The 20354-nt window shown below is 43.2% G+C and carries 19 protein-coding genes; 5 read left to right on the top strand and 14 right to left on the bottom strand.

Annotated elements, in window-relative coordinates; all coding sequences use genetic code 11:
- Positions 1-23: 23 nt before the first annotated feature.
- The 4 genes from MKY84_RS03820 to MKY84_RS03805 form a co-directional block, all read right to left on the bottom strand.
- The gene (locus MKY84_RS03820; RefSeq protein ID WP_342527859.1) at positions 24-1079 is read right to left on the bottom strand and encodes a LacI family DNA-binding transcriptional regulator; all 1056 of its coding nucleotides are present in this window, start codon (positions 1077-1079) and stop codon (positions 24-26) included.
- 68 nt (positions 1080-1147) lie between these two features.
- On the bottom strand, positions 1148-1687 hold the full coding sequence (locus MKY84_RS03815; protein WP_342527858.1) for a YdhK family protein: 540 nt from the start codon (positions 1685-1687) through the stop codon (positions 1148-1150).
- 143 nt (positions 1688-1830) lie between these two features.
- Positions 1831-2736, bottom strand: a complete 906-nt coding sequence (locus tag MKY84_RS03810; protein ID WP_342527857.1) for a DMT family transporter — start codon at positions 2734-2736, stop codon at positions 1831-1833.
- A 12-nt stretch (positions 2737-2748) separates the two neighbouring features.
- Positions 2749-3678 (bottom strand): AEC family transporter, encoded by a 930-nt coding sequence (locus tag MKY84_RS03805; RefSeq protein WP_342527856.1) that lies wholly within the window; start codon positions 3676-3678, stop codon positions 2749-2751.
- Positions 3679-3821: 143 nt separating this feature from the next.
- Here MKY84_RS03805 and MKY84_RS03800 point away from each other — a divergent pair, with 143 nt between their 5' ends.
- Positions 3822-4994, top strand: coding sequence for an MFS transporter (locus MKY84_RS03800; protein WP_342527855.1), 1173 nt, complete (start codon positions 3822-3824; stop codon positions 4992-4994).
- A gap of 252 nt (positions 4995-5246) precedes the next feature.
- Here MKY84_RS03800 and MKY84_RS03795 read toward each other — a convergent pair whose 3' ends face one another.
- Both MKY84_RS03795 and MKY84_RS03790 read right to left on the bottom strand, forming a co-directional pair.
- The gene (locus tag MKY84_RS03795) at positions 5247-6530 is read right to left on the bottom strand and encodes a Zn-dependent hydrolase (RefSeq protein ID WP_342527854.1); all 1284 of its coding nucleotides are present in this window, start codon (positions 6528-6530) and stop codon (positions 5247-5249) included.
- Entirely contained in the window at positions 6530-8056 is a 1527-nt protein-coding gene (locus MKY84_RS03790) for an AbgT family transporter (protein WP_342527853.1), read from the bottom strand. The genes MKY84_RS03795 and MKY84_RS03790 overlap by 1 nt, the downstream gene beginning before the upstream one ends.
- A 204-nt stretch (positions 8057-8260) precedes the next feature.
- Between MKY84_RS03790 and MKY84_RS03785 the strand changes: the two genes are divergently transcribed.
- From MKY84_RS03785 to MKY84_RS03775, 3 genes are read left to right on the top strand one after another with little or no spacing between them, the layout of a single operon-like run.
- Positions 8261-9442, top strand: a complete 1182-nt coding sequence (locus tag MKY84_RS03785) for a M20 family metallopeptidase (RefSeq protein WP_342527852.1) — start codon at positions 8261-8263, stop codon at positions 9440-9442.
- A 4-nt stretch (positions 9443-9446) separates the two neighbouring features.
- Entirely contained in the window at positions 9447-11183 is a 1737-nt protein-coding gene (locus MKY84_RS03780; protein WP_342527851.1) for a helix-turn-helix domain-containing protein, read from the top strand.
- Positions 11184-11220: 37 nt separating this feature from the next.
- Positions 11221-11691, top strand: a complete 471-nt coding sequence (locus MKY84_RS03775; protein WP_342527850.1) for a DinB family protein — start codon at positions 11221-11223, stop codon at positions 11689-11691.
- A 45-nt stretch (positions 11692-11736) separates the two neighbouring features.
- On the opposite strand, the gene MKY84_RS03770 is transcribed toward MKY84_RS03775, so the two are convergent.
- From MKY84_RS03770 to MKY84_RS03750, 5 genes are all read right to left on the bottom strand, one after another.
- Positions 11737-12546 (bottom strand): DUF368 domain-containing protein, encoded by an 810-nt coding sequence (locus MKY84_RS03770; protein WP_342527849.1) that lies wholly within the window; start codon positions 12544-12546, stop codon positions 11737-11739.
- A 109-nt stretch (positions 12547-12655) separates the two neighbouring features.
- Positions 12656-13210: a class F sortase gene (locus MKY84_RS03765; RefSeq protein ID WP_342527848.1), complete on the bottom strand. Its 555-nt coding sequence runs from the start codon at positions 13208-13210 to the stop codon at positions 12656-12658.
- Between the two features lie 58 nt (positions 13211-13268).
- Positions 13269-14069: a DUF4397 domain-containing protein gene (locus MKY84_RS03760; protein ID WP_342527847.1), complete on the bottom strand. Its 801-nt coding sequence runs from the start codon at positions 14067-14069 to the stop codon at positions 13269-13271.
- 236 nt (positions 14070-14305) lie between these two features.
- Entirely contained in the window at positions 14306-15424 is a 1119-nt protein-coding gene (gene yfkAB / locus MKY84_RS03755; RefSeq protein WP_342527846.1) for a radical SAM/CxCxxxxC motif protein YfkAB, read from the bottom strand.
- A gap of 87 nt (positions 15425-15511) precedes the next feature.
- Positions 15512-16378 carry an SDR family oxidoreductase gene (locus MKY84_RS03750; protein WP_342527844.1) on the bottom strand — a complete coding sequence of 289 codons (867 nt, stop codon included), beginning with the start codon at positions 16376-16378 and terminating at the stop codon, positions 15512-15514.
- A gap of 114 nt (positions 16379-16492) precedes the next feature.
- Between MKY84_RS03750 and MKY84_RS03745 the strand changes: the two genes are divergently transcribed.
- Positions 16493-17281, top strand: a complete 789-nt coding sequence (locus tag MKY84_RS03745; RefSeq protein WP_342527842.1) for an alpha/beta hydrolase — start codon at positions 16493-16495, stop codon at positions 17279-17281.
- Between the two features lie 2 nt (positions 17282-17283).
- On the opposite strand, the gene MKY84_RS03740 is transcribed toward MKY84_RS03745, so the two are convergent.
- The 3 genes from MKY84_RS03740 to MKY84_RS03730 are packed head-to-tail and all read right to left on the bottom strand — an operon-like array spanning position 17284 to position 20270.
- Positions 17284-18201, bottom strand: a complete 918-nt coding sequence (locus tag MKY84_RS03740) for an ArsA family ATPase (RefSeq protein WP_342527841.1) — start codon at positions 18199-18201, stop codon at positions 17284-17286.
- An 18-nt stretch (positions 18202-18219) separates the two neighbouring features.
- A complete protein-coding gene (locus MKY84_RS03735; RefSeq protein WP_342527839.1) occupies positions 18220-18483 on the bottom strand; it encodes a cory-CC-star protein in 264 nt (87 codons plus the stop codon).
- A 50-nt stretch (positions 18484-18533) separates the two neighbouring features.
- The gene (locus tag MKY84_RS03730; protein WP_342527838.1) at positions 18534-20270 is read right to left on the bottom strand and encodes a carbon starvation protein A; all 1737 of its coding nucleotides are present in this window, start codon (positions 20268-20270) and stop codon (positions 18534-18536) included.
- Positions 20271-20354 lie beyond the last annotated feature (84 nt).

Below are 20354 nucleotides of genomic sequence, written 5' to 3'. Positions count from 1 at the left end.
TTAAGCCAAAAACGGTTTCATTACTAATCGTCCTTTTTAAAAGCTGCTGTTGTCCCGCGCTCAATCAATTGTACAGGGAGTGTTTTTTGAATCCATGTTGTTTGCGGCTTTTCCATCAATTGAAATAACGCCTCAATGCCAAGCTCCCCTATATTTTTTGTAGCTCTTGTAGAGACTGTTGTTAGATTAAATGAAGCATGTCGACTCCAAGTCACATTATCGATTCCCATCACACTGATGTCTTCGGGTATGCGGTAGCCAAGCTCTTGCAAAACGTCTAGTGCATAGATCGCAATGGAATCGGTTGCAGCGAATAAGGCACTAGGTTTGTCCGGTTTTTTAAATAAGCCAGTTATAGTTTCACGAATTGCTTCAACGCTCGTATCGGTTTCAAATACCCATTGTTCATTGAGTACGTAACCATTTTCCTTCATGACTTGTTGAAAACCTTTGAAGCGACCGGCAAATGTACTCATGGTAAGCGGCCCACCTATCCAGGCAATGTTTCTGTGCCCCAGTGCTAGCAAATGCTCGCCCCCGAGTCGACCACCTTGCTCATTGTCGATCTCTATATAATGACTCTCTTCATGCGGCTTTCGGTTAAAATACACAAAGGGGACGCCGAATCGAGAAAGTTTTGCATGGACTGGGTCATCTCTATAAATGGATGACAAGATCATGCCATCCACTTTGGACTGCGCTAAGCCCTCAAAGACTCGCACATTGCTGCCGAAGTCTTCAAAATGAACTGCCACTTGATACCCACGTTGTCGAGCAAATTGAACAATAGCTGTGACGGAATCCGCAAAAAATGGGTTGTGCAAAGGTCCAGAAACCAATGCGATTGATTTTGTAGAATTGCTGACAAGGGATCTTGCAATTGCATTGGGATGATAATTGAGTGCTTCAATGGCACTTAAAACTTTTTGTCGCGTTTTTTCCTTCACCGATTCAGGTGTATTAAGAACACGCGAGACGGTGGTTTGCGATACACCTGCATACTTTGCGACATCTTTTGAAGAAACCATAGTTTTCTCCCCCATCAAATTACCGCCATCATAATCTATTAGCCATTTCATTGTCAAGAATTTTCAGACAACAATAAACCACCGCACACATTTTCCATGTGCCGGTGGTCTCTTTAGTTCTATTCATTCAAACTTAATTCGTCTTCCGTAACCCACTTGTGATTGGTAATCTCGTCGCCATCTGTTGTCGTATAGTCTATCATGTAAACGACTGTTTCTCGTGCTTCATCAATAGTAGCTGTCGCACCTTTCATTCCTTCTAAATGGTCAGCGTCTAAAGTGACCTCATCTCCAGCAGAGAACTCTTCTTGATCCGCTTCGACAAGCTCTTCGTGAATGACCCATTTATGGTCTTCCACTACTTCTCCTGATTCTACAGATTCGTAAGTCACGATATAAGCTGTCGTATCATATGCACCCACGACTTTCCCTACCGCACCTTCCATCCCATCCATATGCCCGTGGGCAATTGTGATGTCAGAGTCAACCGGAAACTTAGGATTTTCTGCATCTTTTAAGCCTTCAGGCAACATACCGTCACTGCTTCCATGACCTGCATGATCCATCTCTTCGGAAGAATGACCCTCATGTGATTCATTAGAAGAACATCCTGAAAGTACAAACAAGACAGCGGTAAAACTTATTAGCCATTTTTTCATTTAAATGACCTCCTTTACTAATTTCATATTATACCCCCTCACCCTATATTCATCAACTTTAAAACTAAATATGAAACATTTCGCCCATAAAAAAAGGACACACTTTTATGTATGTCCATTACTTTCTTAAACGCTTTCTGTTTCTATTCCGAAGAGGGTTGTACTGCTAGTTTCGGCTTTCGTTTCATCTGCTGGAGCAAGAATAAAAATACGCCTGCTAACACTAAAACACCGCCTACCAGTTGCCAGCCTGATAAACGCTCTCCCAGTAGCCAAACAGCAAGCAATGTAGCACCAACCGGCTCCCCTAGAATACTCATCGAAATGGTCGTGGCGTTTACATATTTCAGTAACCAGTTATTAATCATATGGGAGATGGTCGGGACTACAGCAAGCAAGACAAATATGCCCCACTCTTGTCCGGAATAACCGGTAAATGAGACACCTGCCACCAAATTATAGAGAACAAGTGCAATGGCAGCAAAACCGAAGACCGAAAAGCTATAGATCCAATGAGAGACCTTCTTGACAGCACTCTGACCAATTAGCAAATAGCCGACTACAGCAATGACACTCAAGAAAGATAAAATATCTCCCAGAATAGCGGCACTACTCAGTCCAAAGTCGCCCCACCCAATCATCACGGCACCAATCACGGCAATACCCATTGTCACTAAAGCGGCACGCGTCGTTCGTTCTCGAAAGACGATGAACCCACCAATCAAGGAGACAATTGGTTGAAGTGCAAGAATGATGGTCGAGCTTGCAACAGTTGTTAACTTTAATGAGCCGAACCAAAGGGCAAAGTGAAGAGCCAAAAACATGCCGGAAAACGCTAGCAATCGCCACTCACGGGTCGTCACATGTTGAAACTCTACACGACGGATCCAGACAATCGGCAAAAGAAATAAAGTAGCTAAAAGCATGCGATACATACTAAGAATAGTCGCCGGCGCATCTGACCATTTTACAAAGATGGCAGCAAACGAAATGGCGACAATAGAAATAAAAAGAGGAAAGATAATTTTAGGTGTTGATTCTTCAGCCAATTCTTACACGTCCTAACGAAACAAAATTGTTGAAACATAAATGACGACAGTGACTGTCAATGCACTGACGACGGTTGAGAACAAGACAGTTTGAGCAGCCGTATTGGCATCCACATCGTATTCAAGTGCTAAACTCGCACTGTTTCTTGAAGTCGGAAAGGCACTGGCAATCAGTAAAGATTGGGCAATCACTCCCTCAAGTCCTAATGCTAAGATGAGTCCAAATGCAACAACTGGACCCATTAGTAGACGGAAAAAACTGCTCAGCACAACAGTTTTATTGATCAAAGATTTTACTTCAATTGTCGATAATTGCGCACCTAATGTGATGAGTGCTACGGCCACAAAACCATCGGCAATATAGTCTAGCGGGATACGAATGGGTGCCGGAATTGGCAAGTGCAAAAAATTCATCAAGGCTCCTAAAACAAGCGCCAGAACAATTGGCATTTTGAGTACTTCTTTAACAATCGCCATCCCTGATTTAGTGGTAGAAATTAAATTATAAAGTCCATATGTATAGGTAGTGATATTTTGCAAAATAACCATGATGACTTGAATCGCCACACCAACTGGATTGGCTACAAACAATAGCTGGGCAACCGGCAAGCCATAATTTCCAGAATTGATAAGAACGATGCTGTTTTTAAACACGGCGGCTTCTGAACGTGGAAGTTTAAGCAGACGTGCACCAAGGGAGCCAAGGATCATCTGCGAAGCAATAAACAGTAAAACGAAGCCAATTACCTGCGTCAATATAGGCAAAGAAATGACCGTTTCATACAAATTTATAAATACGGCGGCTGGCATAAAACAGTAGGTCACGAGCTGTGACAAAGCCTTCACGCGAAACGCAAATTTGATTTGTAGTAGCGCACCTATCCCAAGCAAGATAAGGATGGGGACGATAATCTGAAAAAACAACAATGCAAAGTATGACATCGGTCTCCCTCCCTCGCTTTAATACTAGCCCTCTTTTGGAATTCTGCCAACATTCTTTTTTCGTAAAACGAAGCGTTTCAGTTCGCTATTTTATTTTCCAATCCGTATAATAGGTGAGTACTGAAAAGAAAGTGAGAATACATATGACAAAAGATCAAAAAAAGAAATTAGCTATTTTAATGTTGAACATGTTCATTGCTGTCGGAAGCTTTGGTTTGATACTTCCGATCTTACCAGAATACCTCCGTGAACTAGGAGAAGGCGGAACTGCCGCAGGTATGATCATTGCCCTATTCGCTGGCGCACAATTGATCTTTTCTCCACTAGGTGGACGTTGGACGGATCAATACGGTCGCCGCAAAATGATAATCCTTGGGTTATTCGGACTTGGCTTTTCCATGTTACTGTTTTACCTTGCGCCAAGTATTTTATTCGTGTACATTTCTCGCTTCATCGGCGGAGTCGGCGCCGCGTTCTGTATTCCAGCCATATTTGCCTACGTGGCTGATATCACAACGATGGACCAACGTGCCAAAGGAAATAGCTTCATTTCCGCTTCGATGTCACTAGGTATTGTTGTGGGACCAGGTATCGGTGGATTCTTAGCTGAATATGGTACAAAGACACCGCTATTGGTGTCGGCAATCGTTGGTTTAGCTGCTGTTGTGATCTCGTATTTCACATTACAAGAAAGCCAGCCAGAAGGCGATGTGATGACACGTCCACAATCTTCCCTATTGGACGATGTTTTACAATCACCTAGAAAACCTTACTTCATTCCACTCATTATCATCATGGTTATGAGCTTTGGATTAATTGCATATGAGACAGTGCTAGGCCTTTACGTGGATGCAGCCTTCGGGGCAACTGCTCAAGAAATTGCCTGGATGATTACTGCTACTGGCGGTGTCAGTGTCATCATTCAATTATTCGTAGTAGATTACTTAGTGCGACGCTTTGGAGAGCCTGTTCTACTAATCGTCTTCTTATCTGTTGCAGCGCTAGGCTTCTTCTTATCTCTTATCGCATCAAGTTATGCCATGTTCTTCGGCATCACTTTACTTGTGTTCTTAGCGACATCCTTGCTTCGTCCAGTGCTAACAACGATGATTTCAAAAATGGCCGGAAAAGAACAAGGACTGGCTATGGGTCTCAACAATTCCTACATGAGTATCGGGAATATCCTAGGACCGTTATTAGCAGGTACACTGTTTGATATCGATATGAAGTATCCGTTTATGTTAGGTCTCGTAGTGTTGCTTGCTACATTACTGTTATCTATTAACTGGAGACGGAAAGCGAAAGCAGCCCTGTAAATTTCGAAATGAACGAGACTAAAAAAATAAAATCAGTATCTTCTCTTGATTAAATCGAGAGGAGATACTGATTTTTTTGTATTGAGTTCCGTTTCAGGGCTTCTTTCCGTGGGTGCGTTGTTTATGCCTCAACGAATTTGAGTTGCGAACGCCACATCTAAGATGATCTCACGTTCCAACTTTGATCCCACTGGAGTCCACCTCTACAAGCCACTCAACTTTTTCTATAAATCCTACTAATAATTCTTTTCCTCAATCTGCGAGCGCTAAAAGTGCTTCTGCCATGACCGCGACACCTTTTACGCAATCCGAGAGCTCTGTCCACTCGTCTGGAGAATGACTTTTCCCATTATGGCTTGGTACAAACACCATACCAGATGGTACGTATTTCCCCATAATCATCGCATCGTGTCCTGCACCACTCACAAGCGGCATCGTAGAAAGCCCACATGTCGTGGCAGCATCTCGAATAACTTGTTGAATTTCCTCTGGCACCAAGACAGGTGGAATCTGAACATCTTGTTCAACTTCTACCGTCAGGCCGCGTCTCTCTGCAATCTCATAAGCAGCTTCTTGAATGCGAGCAAGTAGTTCTGCACGTGGCTCTTCATAAATATCACGAACATCCACAGTCACTTGTGTCTCACCCGCAATTACATTTGAACCATTTGGGTGCACATGTAGTTTTCCAACAGTCGCAACTGATGTGTTGTTGATTTCACGCGGGAATTTCTCAACAGCCAAAATAAGTTCTGCAGCTGCTGGAACTGTATCTTTCCGCGCATCCATCGGCGTGTTTCCGGCGTGGTCCGTATTCCCTTTATATGTCGCTGTCAACCAAGCGGGACCAGCAATGCCTTCGACAACCCCAATGTCTGTGCTTGTCGCTTCAAGTTTCACGCCTTGCTCGATATGAAGTTCTAAAAAGGCATGGATCTCTTCAGGGCGACGTGTATGTTTCTGTACATCTTCTGCAGTAAAGCCGGCTTGTTGCATTGCATCAACAAGAGCAACCCCATCGTCATCTGAGAAGCGCAGCAAGTCTTGATGACTGACTTCTCCCATCAGAACGCGACTTCCAAAGATTCCATTCCGGAAGCGAGCCCCTTCCTCGTCGACAAATACGACGACTTCAATACCACGCTTCGGTTGAACCCCTCGCTGTTGCATCGCTTTAATTGCGAGCAGACTGCTGATGCAGCCAAGAGGCCCATCAAATGCACCTCCATTTGGAACGCTGTCTATATGCGATCCGGTCATGACTACAGGGAGTGTTGGGTCCTGCCCTTTATAAAGCCCGTATAGATTACCAATAGCGTCTTCTCGCACTTGCAGTTTCAACTCTTGCATCCAGCGCACAAAGACAGCTTTAGCTTGTGTCTCTGTTTCTGTATACGGAAAGCGGTGCATCCCGCCTTCCGGTGTCTTCCCTATTTGCATTAACTCATTTAATTTTTCTGCAATTTCTTGTGGATCAATTCCAGGAAAGCTTGGAACCTCTTCCAAATTCCGCACTAAACGTTCGTATGTAAACATTATTCTCCTCCTAGTGGGTATTCAATGACTGCTCCTGGACCTAATGGTAGCCCTAAGAAGTACCAAATCGCAAAGAATACGATCCAGGCGATTCCAAAAACGATCGAGTACGGTAGCATGATTGAAATCAATGAGCCAAGACCTAAGTTTTTGTCATAGCGCTTTGCGAGCGCAAGCAAGATGGCAAAGTAGGCAAACATTGGGGTAATCGGATTTGTAATGGAGTCACCAATGCGATAAGCCAGTTGTGTGAATGCCGGGCTGTAACCGAGCAACATAAACATCGGCACAAAAACCGGTCCCACAATTGCCCATTTAGCGGATGCAGAGGCAATGAATAAGTTCAAGAAAGCTGCGAACAAGATAAAACCAATCAACAATGGTAAGCCTTTAAATCCAATACCTTGTAAAAGATCTGCACCATTGACGGCCATGATGATCCCTAAGTTACTCCAATTGAAGTAGGCAATGAATTGTGCTGCAAAAAACGCAATGATGATGTAGAGACCCATCGAACTCATCGCTTTTCCCATTTCATTCGCTACATCCTTATCATTCCGTAAAGTTCTAGTAGTAAATCCGTAAGCAAGTGCTGGGAACAAAAACAGTCCCATGATGACGGGTACTAATGAACTCATGAATGGAGAGATAACAATTCCTCCATCTTCCCCGCGTAACCAACCGCTCTCAGGCACGATTGTGATGGCTACTAATGCAAGGAAAACAAGTGTTGCTAAACCAGCAAGTTTTAGTCCTTTTATCTCAACAGCCTGTAGCGGTTCCATTGAGATTTTTGGTCCTGTATATTCTGGTAGACGTGGTTCAACAATCTTTTCTGTCACCCAAATAGCAAGCGGCACGATAATGAAACAAGAAGCAAATAAGAAGTAAAAGTTCATTGCTGGGTTGACGACAATATCTGGATTCACAATCTCCGCAGCTGTTTGTGTAAATCCTGCAAGTAAAGCATCTAACATATTAACAATCAAGTTGGCACTGAAGCCGCCAGCCACCGCTGCATAAGCGGCAGCCATCCCTGCGATCGGGTGACGCCCAACACTCATAAAGACGAGTGCAGCAATCGGGGGTAACACGATAAACCCTGCATCTCCTGCCATATTGGCAAGAACGCCTGCGAATACGATAGCAAATGTAATCATCTTCTTTGGTGCTGCTTGAACAACCTTACGTAGAAGTGCTGAAATCAACCCCACACCTTCTGCAAGTCCAACACCAATCATTGTCACGAGAACAAGCCCAAGTGGTGGGAAGTTTGCAAAGTTGGTCACCATCTTAGTCATAATTTCTTGGAAGCCCGTTTTTGTTAAGAGGCTAATAGCTTTTATTTCTTCGTTCGTCCCTGGATTCACTACTGCCAACCCTGCCATCGCTGCAAAATGAGATACTACCAAAATGGCTAAGGCAAATAAAATAAAGAGCGTGACCGGATCCGGTAATTTGTTTCCGACCTTTTCGACAACATCTAAAAACTTTGAAAATAATCCTCGCTTTTTTGCAGCTTCCATTCAGTTCTCCCCCAATTTTTCTGAAAATTAATACTTTTCATTATAACGCTTTACCCAAATAAAGCTATGTGAGTTTGAACAAAATAGAATTGTGTTAGTTGTGATATTTAACAACTATATTCAACTTACTTTGTGTAACTAACCATAGATATTGGAAATTATCAGTGTATAATGAAAAGTATTAAAATTTATGGAGGTTAAAAAATGTCTACAATTAGTACGTTATTCAAACAAATCGAAGGTTTATACGATGAAATGGTTGCTATCCGTCGCCATTTCCATGAAAACCCTGAACTCTCTTTTGAAGAAGTAGAAACTCCAAAATTCATTGCCAACTATTTAACGGAACTTGGGATCGAGGTCGAGACAGGCGTCGGTGGACGAGGTGTCGTTGGGCGTATTTATGGTGGAAAGCCTGGAAAAACAGTTGCACTGCGAGCAGATTTTGATGCACTGGCCATTCAAGATGAGAAAGATGTCCCGTACCGTTCCAAAGTAGCCGGAAAAATGCATGCATGTGGGCATGACGGACACACAGCCACTTTATTGGCAGTAGCCAAAGTACTTCAAGCAAACCGCGAACTCCTGCCAGGAAACGTTGTTCTCATCCATCAATTTGCAGAAGAGTTAGCACCAGGTGGAGCAAAACCTATGATTGAAGCAGGATGTCTTGAAGGAGTTGACGCTGTGTTCGGCACTCACTTATGGTCGATGATGCCTTGCGGAAACATCGGGTGGGCGCCTGGTCCATCGATGGCAGCAGCCGACAGATTCTCTATCAAAATCAACGGTCGCGGTGGTCACGGAGCCTCTCCTCACGAAACGATCGACAGTCTCTATTTGGCAACTCAAGTTGTCAGCCAGTTCCAGTCGATTGTCAGTCGTCGCATCGACCCGTTACAGCCTGCTGTGTTGACTGTAGCCACTCTTCATGCCGGGTCTGCTTTCAATGTCATTCCTGACAGCGCAGAAATTGGGGGCACGGTGCGTACGTTTGACACAGTTGTTCAAGACCAGATTATCGAAGAAATGGACCGCATTTTAAAAGGTGTTTGCGAGGGAAGCGGTGCGACATATGAATTTGATTTCATTAAAGGCTACCCTGCTGTCGTGAATCACGAACAAGAAGCGCGCCTTGTTGCAAACTCTGCAGCTAAGGTCGTCGGTTCAGAGCATGTCAATCAAATGCAACCAAGCATGGGCGGAGAAGACTTCTCGTACTTCTTATTAGAACGCCCTGGTGCATTTTTCTTCACAGGAGCAGGAAATCCAGAAGTCGGGGCGACCTACCCGCACCACCATCCAAAATTTGATTTTGACGAACGCGCAATGGTGGATGCTGCAAACGTCCTGATCCAAGTGACATTTGATTATTTAGAAGGATGACAACATGAACGAGTCCTTATCGAAACGTCAACTTGAATCTCTACTGTATGCTTCGAACGTCATGAACAGCTCTCTCGATATCAATATGATCATCGAGTCCTTGCTCCAAGTGTGCGTCTCGCAAGTAGAAGCGATTGATGGAGGCGTCCTCTTTCTATTCGATGAAGAACGCCAACGTCTGATTGCTAAAAAAACGACGGTCCTAGATAAAACCATCATTGATAAAGTAGCCTTAAAACCAGGAGAATCGATGACAGGCCAGTGTTTTATCCGAAAAGAAATCGTACTTTATCAAGGACGCGACTCAGTAACGTCTCTGACCAATACATTATCGCCTGAAAATAAAAACTATCTTCTTTTGTCCGTTCCAACGATGCCCTATTCAACAATATGTGCACCACTTCTCGTAAAAGGCCAGTGTTTGGGCGTCATTACATTAGACGCCTTCAAACCTGTTGAAATCTCGGATGAAGACTTAAAACTTGTGAAAGCCATCTCCCAACAAGCAGCATTGACACTTGAGAATGCACGTCTCTATCAAAAGCAAGAACAAGCGATGACAGATGTAAAACGAGTAAATTATGCTTTGCAGCGATCGTCGACGATTCATAGGGAATTGACGGAGCTTGTTTTAAACGGCAAATCGCTCGAGGAAATCACTTCCTATATTGACCATAAGTTGAGCATAGTATGCGCTGTCTTAAATGAAGAAGGAGACTACTCTGTCCCTCCTTCCTCACCTGATTTCCACTCCATTTTAAAGATGCACTATGATGATTCACGCCAACAGATCAAACTCCAAGAGACGGAGTATTACCTCGCCTCTTTCCGACTAGGCTCTCGACAAGAGTCAATCGGTTGGTTGACCTGCGCAAAAAACGAACCGTTTGATGCAATTGACAGCAATACCCTTGAGCATGCGAGTAGTATTCTTGCGATGGAATTGATTAAACGCAGAGCCATAGAGGATGCGCAACTGCAGATGCGGGGAGAGTTCGCCGAACAACTGTTTTCAGGGGTTTTAAAAGAAGACTTACCACTACTCGCTAAGCGCCTTTACCTTCCAGTCGAAGGTAATTTTGTTGTCGCTATTGCCCGTTTCGATGCTCCAGTTGAAAAAGTAGTGATATATCCAAAGGTCATTCAACAAGCAGCGCGACATTTGCAGGGGTATACGCACTTCACATCATTAGAAAGTCGTGAATTAAAGGTCTTGATCCACTTGACGAGCGAGCAAGATGCTCGTGACATACGGACAATTTGGAGAAGTTGGCTTGGTGAGCTGAAGATATTAACAGATCGATCGGTTGCAGTCGGTATTGGCAAAGTCCATGCGCATCTGAGACGAGTCTATCATTCGACTCAAGAAGCTTATCAGACACTGCGCTATATAGAGAAGCGAGAACTTCAGGATATCTGCATCAGCTTCGAAGAATTAGGCATACATCGTTTGTTGCTCCAAGCACCGAAAAATGAACTTGAGGGCTATATCGAAGAGACACTCGGGCCTCTACTTCGCTATGACCGTGACAAAAATGGTGAACTCGTCACGACGCTTCGTGTGTATTTCCAGTCTAACCAGCAAATGAAAGTTACGTCAGAAGTGCTTCACATCCATGCAAATACATTAATTTATCGCTTGAAACGAGTAGAAGAAATTACAGGCCGCACGCTGACAAAAGTAGAGGACCTCTTAGCCCTTCATACAGCTCTTGAATTCTTCGAAGACGCCATACGATAAGACTCGTGCTATGCTAGATGAAAAGGAGGCTATACACATGGAACCATACCTTGCTTCACATTTGGATACCGTCCGTTCATTGACAGTCAAAGTGTTAGATACTACACCAGAGGAATTGCTGGATGTCGTACCACCAGGCTATTCCAATTCCATCCGCTGGAACTTAGGACACATTGTCTACGTTCAAGAACGACTTGCTTATGAAGTCGCCGGGAAAGATATTCACCTTCCGGATCAGTATGCACGATTATTTGCAGCAGGAACGAAACCCGCGGATTGGAACGAGACGCCCCCTTCTATCGAAGAAATTCGACAGCAATTAGTCGATCAGTCGGCTCGCATCAAAGCGAGTCATCAAAGCGATTTAAACACCCCACTTTCACACCCTTTCACGAACAAATCAGGCATTACGTTTGATACAGTTGGGGGCTGTTTGTTGTTTAGCTGTTTCCACGAAGGACTTCATCTGGATACAATCCGGCACTACTTGCGGCAATTAAAAAAATGACAAACAAAAAAGCATGAATGCCTTCGAGGCACACATGCTTTTTCATTAGGCTGAAATGCGATTGAGTAAATGCACAACAATCCATCCAGCTGCAAACGTCAATATACTTAATCCCCACTGTACGCCGTTCTCAGGAAGCCCTGGGAAGACGACAGCCAATGAACCAAGGACAAGTCCAATGATGACGGCAAATGTAATGCCTGGTTTGTGAGCAAGCAGATAACGAATAATCTTACTACTTACAATAAACCCTACTCCGACCCCTGCTCCAATAATCAAAATCAAGGGAATGTTCAAATCAGACAATGCTCGAATTGCTGTTGGATACACACCAATCAATAAAAGGATGAATGAGCCACTAATACCCGGTAATAACATCGCCATACTGGCTAACCAACCTGAGAAGAACAGCAGCGCCGTCGTGGCAGGTGACAAGTTTGTGATTAATTCAGCTTCAGCTGGTCGAATGAATGCCATACTCGCCACTAGTACAGTTCCGATTGCAATCGCAACCCAATACGAGGATTTAAAACCCGCTCGTGAATCTAATTCTTTAAACAACATTGGAATGATTCCAATTATAAGTCCTAAAAAGAAAAATTGGGTAGGTGCATAATAATTCTCAAGTAGAAAATCTATGACACGACTCAACGACAAAATCGTCACGACCATACCTATGCCAAGAGGAATTAAAAATAACGCATGACGCTTCCATTCACGACTGAAAAACCCACTGATTGATGCAATTAACCGGTCATAGATACCTAATATGACAGCAATCGTCCCGCCACTTACTCCAGGAATTAGATCTGCCACACCCATAGCAAAACCACGTAAAATATTCTTCCATTCCATTTCCTATACCGCTCCTTTTTCAAGTTCACATTGTTCTAGTATAGCGGAATAACTAGTTTTTTGCACAATGCAAAAAGGCAATGCCTTATGAGACACTGCCTTTTCTAGACTAATTAATAAGTTTGGCATAGACGACCAATCGTTCTTCGCGTGTTCCCCACTCTCGGTTGTAGGTACCGGAGCATGTGATCAGCACGAGTTCAGGTGAAGAGGTATACCCGAACACTTCAGAAACATCCGCTAGGGCAAGGGGTATAGACTCTAGCTTATAAATCTCAAATGTAAGGTCATCGTTTTCTCCTGCGACTTCAATGACATCGCCTGGCTGTAATTCTGCTAAATCCCAAAAGATGGCCGGACCTTCTAGTCCATCTACGTGTCCTGCAATGACAGCACGACCGTTTTGTCCTGGATTGTATCCAGGTTCGAACCAACTAACCTCATCAATTTCATCAGGAACGGCCATTTCCCCTAAATTATTCGTACCAAGATGTTGAACAGGTGCTTCCACATCGATAGCAGGAATTCGCAAGGTCTTTGGAGAAATCCCTTTTGATAAGGCAGCATTGATAGGATTTTCAGTGGGTGGAGCAATCGATTGAACGACTGGCTCTACAGACGTACTCGGAACGTCCACATCAAATCCAACATTCTCTGTTTTCACTGCTACCTCATCAACAGGCGCACAGCCTGCAAAGAGGAGCAGCGCGAGAAGGAAGAAACTAGTTTTGAAAACTACGACGGTAAGCAAACGCTCCACCCATTGCTAGTACTAATCCACCAGCAACTAATAGGTACATCATCGTGTTTTGCTCAGGAGTTCCAAGACCTGTCGCTGGCATTTCTTCAGGAGAACCAGCACCTTGGTAGTCTACTAGAGCAAGTACTTCTAGAGAGTCAGCAGTGTTGATCGCGAATACACTGTATACTGTGTCAGCAGCTAGTTCAGTTCCTTCTAAAGGAAGAACTTGTGTACCATCTGGAGTACGAATCTCAAGATCATAGGTACCCGCTTCTAATTCCATGTAATCTGTGATTCCAGGGAACGTAGCGCCAGAAAATACTGCGTCTCCACCGATTAGACCCACATCAACAGTAGGTGCATCTGGTGATAAGTGTCCAACACGAATTTTTGTCATACCTTCTGATACTTCCATAGAATCTTCAGCTACAACGAACTCAAGAGATGCTACTAAGTTAGCTGCAGCAACTGTGTACGCTTTACCAGCTTCAACTGTTAAGTCCTGTTGTAAAACCGCTTCGCCTTCCATGTATTCACTACCAGCAGCAAATACTTCCACACTATGTGTTCCAGCAGGTACATCTAAGTAGCCTGAGTCTGCTTTAAATGGAACATCTTCTAATGTCAATTCACCGTTTACATAAACATCAACATTTGGAGCATCTGGGGATGCATGGACAACTCTTACTTTTGCGCCTTCATGATCGTCAGCGAAAGCAGTTGCTCCTAGTGAAAATACCATGGATAAGACGACTGCAAGTGATACCAAGATTTTTTTCATCTTCTTCTCTCCTCTGCTTGTTTAATGTTTGTACACCTTTTGTACAACTTAGTTATAACTCATATACAGAGATTGTACAAGTGAAAAGTCTACTAAAATTATTGAAATTGATAAAATTAAATATATTTTACTATATAAATCATAAATATATCATATTTAGACTAAGTATTGACAAAGGGTATACAAAAAATAAGACCCTGCACAAATAGTTACGTAAACTATGTACAGGGTCTGTATCAAATTTTAGCAGTTCGAGTTGTAAAATCTACTGTTGGATAATAGGCTTCTTTCACAAGAAGGTTCGGACCTAAACATGATACAGCTGGACAATGACAATTCATTGAACTCGCGGATTCAGTCGTTACCCATCTTTTATAAATATCAGGCAACGAATTTTCTAATAGATTACCTACTTTAGCAGCTTCTCCAAAATCCGTCACAGCGACATCTCCCGTAAAGATGTTTACATTCAATCGTGAGCGACCATCTGGATCATTTCGTACTGTTACATTTTTCTGTACGCGTAGTCTTGCGAGCAACTGTTGATCTTCTATAGAAGCGTTGCACGAATAGAAAGGCAGTGTGCCAAATAACATCCAACTGTCCGAGTCTCTTACATCGAGCAATCGGTGAATGGCGTCTCTTGTCTCTTCAAGAGATAGCACATCTAAATTGGAAGCAAAGCTCACTGGGTACATAGGGTGAATTTCATGACGACTACACTTCATTTCATTTACAACTTGTCGATGAATTTCTTCTATATAAGGAAGGGTCCTTTTGTTGAGCATAGTCTCAGCCGAAATAAATACGCCTAATTCAGATAAACGCCTACTGTTCTCAATCATCTTATCGAACTGCCTTCTACGAATAGCCTTAGGCGGTGGAGTCTGCATATTGGTAAACCCGCCTTCCATGAAATCTTCAAGTGTCCCCCAATTATGCGAGATATGAAGGACATCAAGGTAAGGAGCGATTGCTTCATAACGTTCAAACGGCATCGTCAGATTCGAGTTGATTTGCGTGCGCACATCACGAGATTTAGCATATTTCAGGAGCGGAAGAATCACTTGGTCGAGTGATTTTTTCGAAAACAAAGGCTCTCCACCTGTGAGACTAAGTGTACGTAAATGAGGGATGTCATCCAATTTAGCAAAGATTTTCTCCATCGCAATAGGGTTTGGGTCCTTGAGTGCCAGAATATCTCCTACAGCACAATGTTCGCAGCGCATATTGCACAAATAAGTTGTGGTTAACTCAATGCTTGAAAGTGTCAAACCACCATGTTGTCGGATATCAAGATACGCTTCCCAATCATCTTGGGTAGGTGTTTGTTGGTGCGTTTGTTGTAGGATCATATGATGTATTGCCTTCTCTCTGTTAATTTTCCATGTCCTATTGTACACGGTTTAGCACAAAGAAAAAAGAGCAGCCGAGGCTACTCTTTAAGAAGACATCCACATGCCGCCGTTTACATGTATACACTGACCTGTCATATATGCACCATCCTCTGAAGCAAGAAGGACATATGCCCCAACTAGATCACGAGGCTGGCCTGGACGACCAAGTGGCGTATCGACACCAAACTCTTTGACATGTTCTTTGTCAAAAGTTGCTGGAATTAATGGTGTCCAAATCGGCCCTGGTGCAACCATATTGACACGAATTCCTTTTGAGGCAACGTTTTGAGCTAAACTGCGTGTAAATCCGACAATTGCTCCTTTAGTCGAAGCATAATCGATTAATTCTTCGTTACCCAGATAAGTCGTCACAGAAGTTGTAGTAATGATTGAACTCCCTTGTTTCAAATGAGGTAAAGCGAATTTGGACAAATAGAACACTGGATAGATATTGGTTTTATACGTAATATCCCACTGTTCCGCTGAAATGTCTTCAAGAGACTTCTGAGGAAACTGCTTAGCAGCATTGTTCACTAAGATATCCAGACCACCGAACTCTTCTACAGTCTTATCTATCAATTCTTTACAAAAGTTTTCTTGAGAGACGTCTCCTTTAACAAGCAGCACTTTCCCACCGCGCTCTTCTACTAGCTGCTTTGTCTCATTGGCATCTTCATCTTCGTCTAGATAATTAATGACCAAATTGGCTCCTTCAGCTGCAAAAGCAATGGCTACCGCTTTTCCAATCCCGCTATCTCCCCCGGTAATTAGCGCGACTTTCCCTTTTAATTTATCTGCACCTTTATAATCCACTGGATGTACCGGTGCCGGATCCATCTTCGACTCTACACCAGGTTGATTTTTTTGTGTCTGAGGTGGTTGCCCATCTTGTTGACGTTCATGAATATTCATTCGTATTCCTCCTTCAGATTTATATCTGTATTAGTTTTCCCTACCTGTACTGTTTAAAACGTTTAACATACAACAAAATGGGCATAAGATTACTAAAGGGAAGGAGGCACTTCTATGTTTACAGCAACAATTAACGACATTCAATTGACCTTTACTGAAAAAGGTTCCGGCACCCCTGTACTTCTTCTCCATGGCTTAACAGGGAATCGTCATATGTTTGATGAAGAAACAAAAGTGCTAAAGAAATACTTACGCGTAATCGTCCCAGATTTACGCGGACATGGGGATTCCGAACGCCCTTCAAGCTACACGTTGGAGGATATTATTGAAGATTGTTACGCTCTTATTGAAGAACTTGAAATTCCATCACTGCATATTATAGGTGTCTCAATGGGTAGTTATGTAGCACAAGGCTTAGCGATTCGTTTAGGGGATCGTGTAAATAGGTTAGTGTTAGTTGCCACTAAATCTGCCGGGACCACATCATCCATGCAAGCATTGTTCGATGCACATGAAGAGGAGTTACAAGGTTTGTCTCATAATGCCAAACTATTAAAAGCGTCAAAATATATGTATCATGACTTGCAGGCAGTTGGACAATGGAGTAAAGGCGCGGCAAAAAAAGCGGAGGCCATGACAGCCGAACAAATTGAAGCTGCCAATTCAGCGTTGATGGGATTTGATTTCACAAATCAGTTATCTTCTATTTCTGCAAAGACTCTGGTCATCAGTGGTGACCACGATCAATTGAATCCATCTGAAGAAGGACGGGAGACAGCTCGTCTCATTCCTCATGCAACGTTTGCTGAATTCAATCAATCGGGACATGCACCTAATGTGGAACAACGTCTTCTTTATCTAGATTTTGTACTGGAGTTCCTTGGAATAGAACGTACAGCTTAATTTTATAAATAGGCAGCGTATCTCTCAAACTGTTCTTTCGTGGAAATATCACGGGCAAAGAACGGGATGTGGATACGTTTTTGTTTTGCAAACCGTTTTTCAATAGTAGCTAAATAAGGAACTTCTGCTTCTTTTCGTTCACGCATAAACGCACCTTCAACCTCTTCTGGCAACACCTTGTTTACGATTAACGTGCGCACATGAATGCCGTAATTGTGAAGTAAATCTACAGCCTTTTGTGTCTCTAGAATAGGTAACCTCTCCGGATTTAGAACAAAAATATAGCCTGTCATCTTTTCATCAAGTAGAATATCTCGGACCGCTTTAAATCGGCGTTGACGTTCTCTCAACACATCATAAATTGGATCCTCTCGAGGTTTACCATCATTCAAAAGTTGCGCGTAATTTTCATTTGTCTTTTCCCGTTTCTGAAGCAACCCTTCAATCCACACGCCCATCAGTTCCGGCAGCGTCAAAAGGCGAATCGTATGTCCTGTTGGTGCGGTGTCAAAAACGATTTTCTCGTAGTTCGTGCGTTCATCTAACACAATCGAAACAATTTTATCAAACATGGCTGCTTCATCTGCACCCGGAGAGGCTTTTGCTGTGTCCAGTTGCCGATACACTTCTTGCATCATCGTCGGGTTGACCGTGCCCTTCACATTTTGCTTCACTTGATCGATATATTTCGTTGTTTCAGTCTCTGGATCGATCTCGAGCGCAACCAAATTAGGTGCAACCTCTTTGCCTTCTCCCCCTATTTCGGTATCGAAAATGTCACCTACATTATGTGCAGGGTCTGTAGAGACGAGTAGAGTACGCTTGCCTTGTGCGGCAAACTTCCAGGCAATGGCTGCGGCTGAAGTTGATTTTCCAACGCCCCCTTTACCTCCAACAAAAACGATTTGTTGCGTTTCCATGCTATCCCCTCCTCTTCTTTAACAGCAACGAAATCCCGTCATAGGAGATTTATCCATGCCCATCCTTAAATGCCAATCGTGAAATTGTTCCATCATGTAAGGATATAACTCAAGCGTATAATAGTAGGCGGGGTTAGGTATGCCAAGCATCTCCGAATACAACATGAATAAAAACATATCATCTTGATCCCGTAGCTCGCGCGCAATTTCTGAACGGTGCGGCATCGATAAGACTTCTTCATAAAACGCAACGAGCGCCTTCATTTTTTCAAGCAATGACATTCAGATGATCCCCTTTCAAGAAAAAAGGCTGCCAGCAGCAGCCTCTTTAATTATTCGTCAAAATTATAGTCCGGGTCGATCCCTTTTCGTAAGGCTGATACAGCTGTAAGCAAGATCCAAAGTGTAAATCCAAAGATGATAGCACCGAACACAAACAACAGTCCGTTTGGATTGCTACCCCACATCGCCCACTGGAAGAATACTTGTTGCGCCATAGCGTACATTGTCATGAATACAAGGAAGATCATTGGAATCAAGGCAACCCAGTAGTTACGTCCAAGCCACTTCAGCCAAATCGTTAACAGCAATAACGAAATACCGGCTAGTAACTGATTGGATGTCCCAAATAGCGGCCATAATAGATAGCCACCTGACCCAAATCCATTTGGACCTTCCGGAATTAACACTAGTGCAGCAGAAGAAACAACAGCTATAGTTGTGGCAACATGTGTTTTAGTCAAGACCGGCAAGTTGTACTCTTGCCCAAGCTCAGCAATGATATAGCGCATGAGACGAACCGAAGTATCTAGCGTCGTTGCCGCAAAGCTGATAACAATAATGGAGACAATCGTCGTTGCGATATTGGCAGGAATGAATAATCCTTCTGCCAGTTGTGCGGCCCCTTGAACAAAGTTGCCAAGGCCTCCTCCACTTGCTGCCGCAAAGCTTGAATAGCTCTCACGAAACGCGTCAGCCGTAGGGAAGAATGTAATGACTGCTATGATGGATACGAGGGCAAGTACCCCTTCGCCAACAGCACCCGCATACCCTACAAAACGTGCATCTGTTTCTTTATACAACTGTTTTGAAGATGTTCCTGACGAAACAAGACCGTGGAATCCAGAAATTGCACCACAGGCAATCGTGATGAAAAGTAGCGGTAACCATGAGACATCATTCGTCTCATTGGTCATTGGTGCCGTAATTTCAGGTCGAGTGAAAAGAAGTCCCATATACAGGATGAATAAACCGACAACTAATTGGTGAGAATTAATAAAGTCACGAGGTTGCAATAGTTGCCATACCGGAAGTGTGGAAGCTATATAAACATAGACCATTAAGAATACAATCCAGATAAAGAATGCTGTAGAGATTGCCCCTAACCCAAACAGGCCAGTTCCCTCTTCACCACCCATGTAGCGGACTAAATCAATTTGCATCCACTCCACACTGCTCGCTAAAACGGCAGTTCCATACATAATAACTAAAGCAATTAGCGAAGGAATAAGCATTTTCCCCTGCTTTTTATAAACAGAATACCCGATCCAGATAGCCAAAGGAATCTGAATCATAACTGGCAGAACGGCTGCTGGGAATGAAATAAACAAGTTGGCAATAACCCAAGCAAACACTGCATTTACCATTAAGACAAGAATTAAGATAATAAATAAGAATAAGATTTTTCCCCGCTGACCGATCAATCGGTGAGCAAGTGTACCAACCGATTGTCCTTTGTTTCGAACCGATAATACAAGTGTTCCGAAGTCATGGAATCCAGCCGCAAAGACAGTTCCGAGTACTACCCATAAAAATGCGGGTAGCCAACCCCAATAAACCGCAATTGCTGGTCCTAAAATCGGCGCAGCCCCTGCTACAGAAGTAAAGTGGTGACCCCATAGTACCCACTTGTTAGTCGGTACAAAATCAACCCCATCTTCAAATCGATGTGCGGGTGTGACATAGTCTGGATCTAGTTTGAAGATTTTTTCAGCTAAAAATTTAGAATAAAAACGGTACCCTAAAATAAAAACAAAAAGGCCAATCGAAGCGAGTGCAATTGCATTCATATTTAAAAACCCCTCCCTACCCCTAGTTTATTATCCCCCTCATAATAATATAAGTACTTAATTATTTCAATATTAAAAATAAAC

The sequence above is a fragment of the Chryseomicrobium sp. FSL W7-1435 genome (assembly GCF_038595005.1).
GTDB lineage: Bacteria > Bacillota > Bacilli > Bacillales_A > Planococcaceae > Chryseomicrobium.
The sequence above is the reverse complement of the archived record's forward strand: the minus strand, read 5'-3'. Positions and strand labels throughout refer to the sequence as shown.

What these genes read in the sequence shown, in the direction of transcription:
- MKY84_RS03820 (WP_342527859.1), bottom strand. Translation starts at nt 1,079, where the DNA reads ATGAAATGGCTAATAGATTATGATGGCGGTAATTTGATGGGGGAGAAA.
- MKY84_RS03815 (WP_342527858.1), bottom strand. Translation starts at nt 1,687, where the DNA reads ATGAAAAAATGGCTAATAAGTTTTACCGCTGTCTTGTTTGTACTTTCA.
- MKY84_RS03805 (WP_342527856.1), bottom strand. Translation starts at nt 3,678, where the DNA reads ATGTCATACTTTGCATTGTTGTTTTTTCAGATTATCGTCCCCATCCTT.
- MKY84_RS03800 (WP_342527855.1), top strand. Translation starts at nt 3,822, where the DNA reads ATGACAAAAGATCAAAAAAAGAAATTAGCTATTTTAATGTTGAACATG.
- MKY84_RS03795 (WP_342527854.1), bottom strand. Translation starts at nt 6,530, where the DNA reads ATGTTTACATACGAACGTTTAGTGCGGAATTTGGAAGAGGTTCCAAGC.
- MKY84_RS03790 (WP_342527853.1), bottom strand. Translation starts at nt 8,056, where the DNA reads ATGGAAGCTGCAAAAAAGCGAGGATTATTTTCAAAGTTTTTAGATGTT.
- MKY84_RS03785 (WP_342527852.1), top strand. Translation starts at nt 8,261, where the DNA reads ATGTCTACAATTAGTACGTTATTCAAACAAATCGAAGGTTTATACGAT.
- MKY84_RS03780 (WP_342527851.1), top strand. Translation starts at nt 9,447, where the DNA reads ATGAACGAGTCCTTATCGAAACGTCAACTTGAATCTCTACTGTATGCT.
- MKY84_RS03775 (WP_342527850.1), top strand. Translation starts at nt 11,221, where the DNA reads ATGGAACCATACCTTGCTTCACATTTGGATACCGTCCGTTCATTGACA.
- MKY84_RS03770 (WP_342527849.1), bottom strand. Translation starts at nt 12,546, where the DNA reads ATGGAATGGAAGAATATTTTACGTGGTTTTGCTATGGGTGTGGCAGAT.
- MKY84_RS03760 (WP_342527847.1), bottom strand. Translation starts at nt 14,069, where the DNA reads ATGAAAAAAATCTTGGTATCACTTGCAGTCGTCTTATCCATGGTATTT.
- yfkAB (WP_342527846.1), bottom strand. Translation starts at nt 15,424, where the DNA reads ATGATCCTACAACAAACGCACCAACAAACACCTACCCAAGATGATTGG.
- MKY84_RS03750 (WP_342527844.1), bottom strand. Translation starts at nt 16,378, where the DNA reads ATGAATATTCATGAACGTCAACAAGATGGGCAACCACCTCAGACACAA.
- MKY84_RS03745 (WP_342527842.1), top strand. Translation starts at nt 16,493, where the DNA reads ATGTTTACAGCAACAATTAACGACATTCAATTGACCTTTACTGAAAAA.
- MKY84_RS03740 (WP_342527841.1), bottom strand. Translation starts at nt 18,201, where the DNA reads ATGGAAACGCAACAAATCGTTTTTGTTGGAGGTAAAGGGGGCGTTGGA.
- MKY84_RS03735 (WP_342527839.1), bottom strand. Translation starts at nt 18,483, where the DNA reads ATGTCATTGCTTGAAAAAATGAAGGCGCTCGTTGCGTTTTATGAAGAA.
- MKY84_RS03730 (WP_342527838.1), bottom strand. Translation starts at nt 20,270, where the DNA reads ATGAATGCAATTGCACTCGCTTCGATTGGCCTTTTTGTTTTTATTTTA.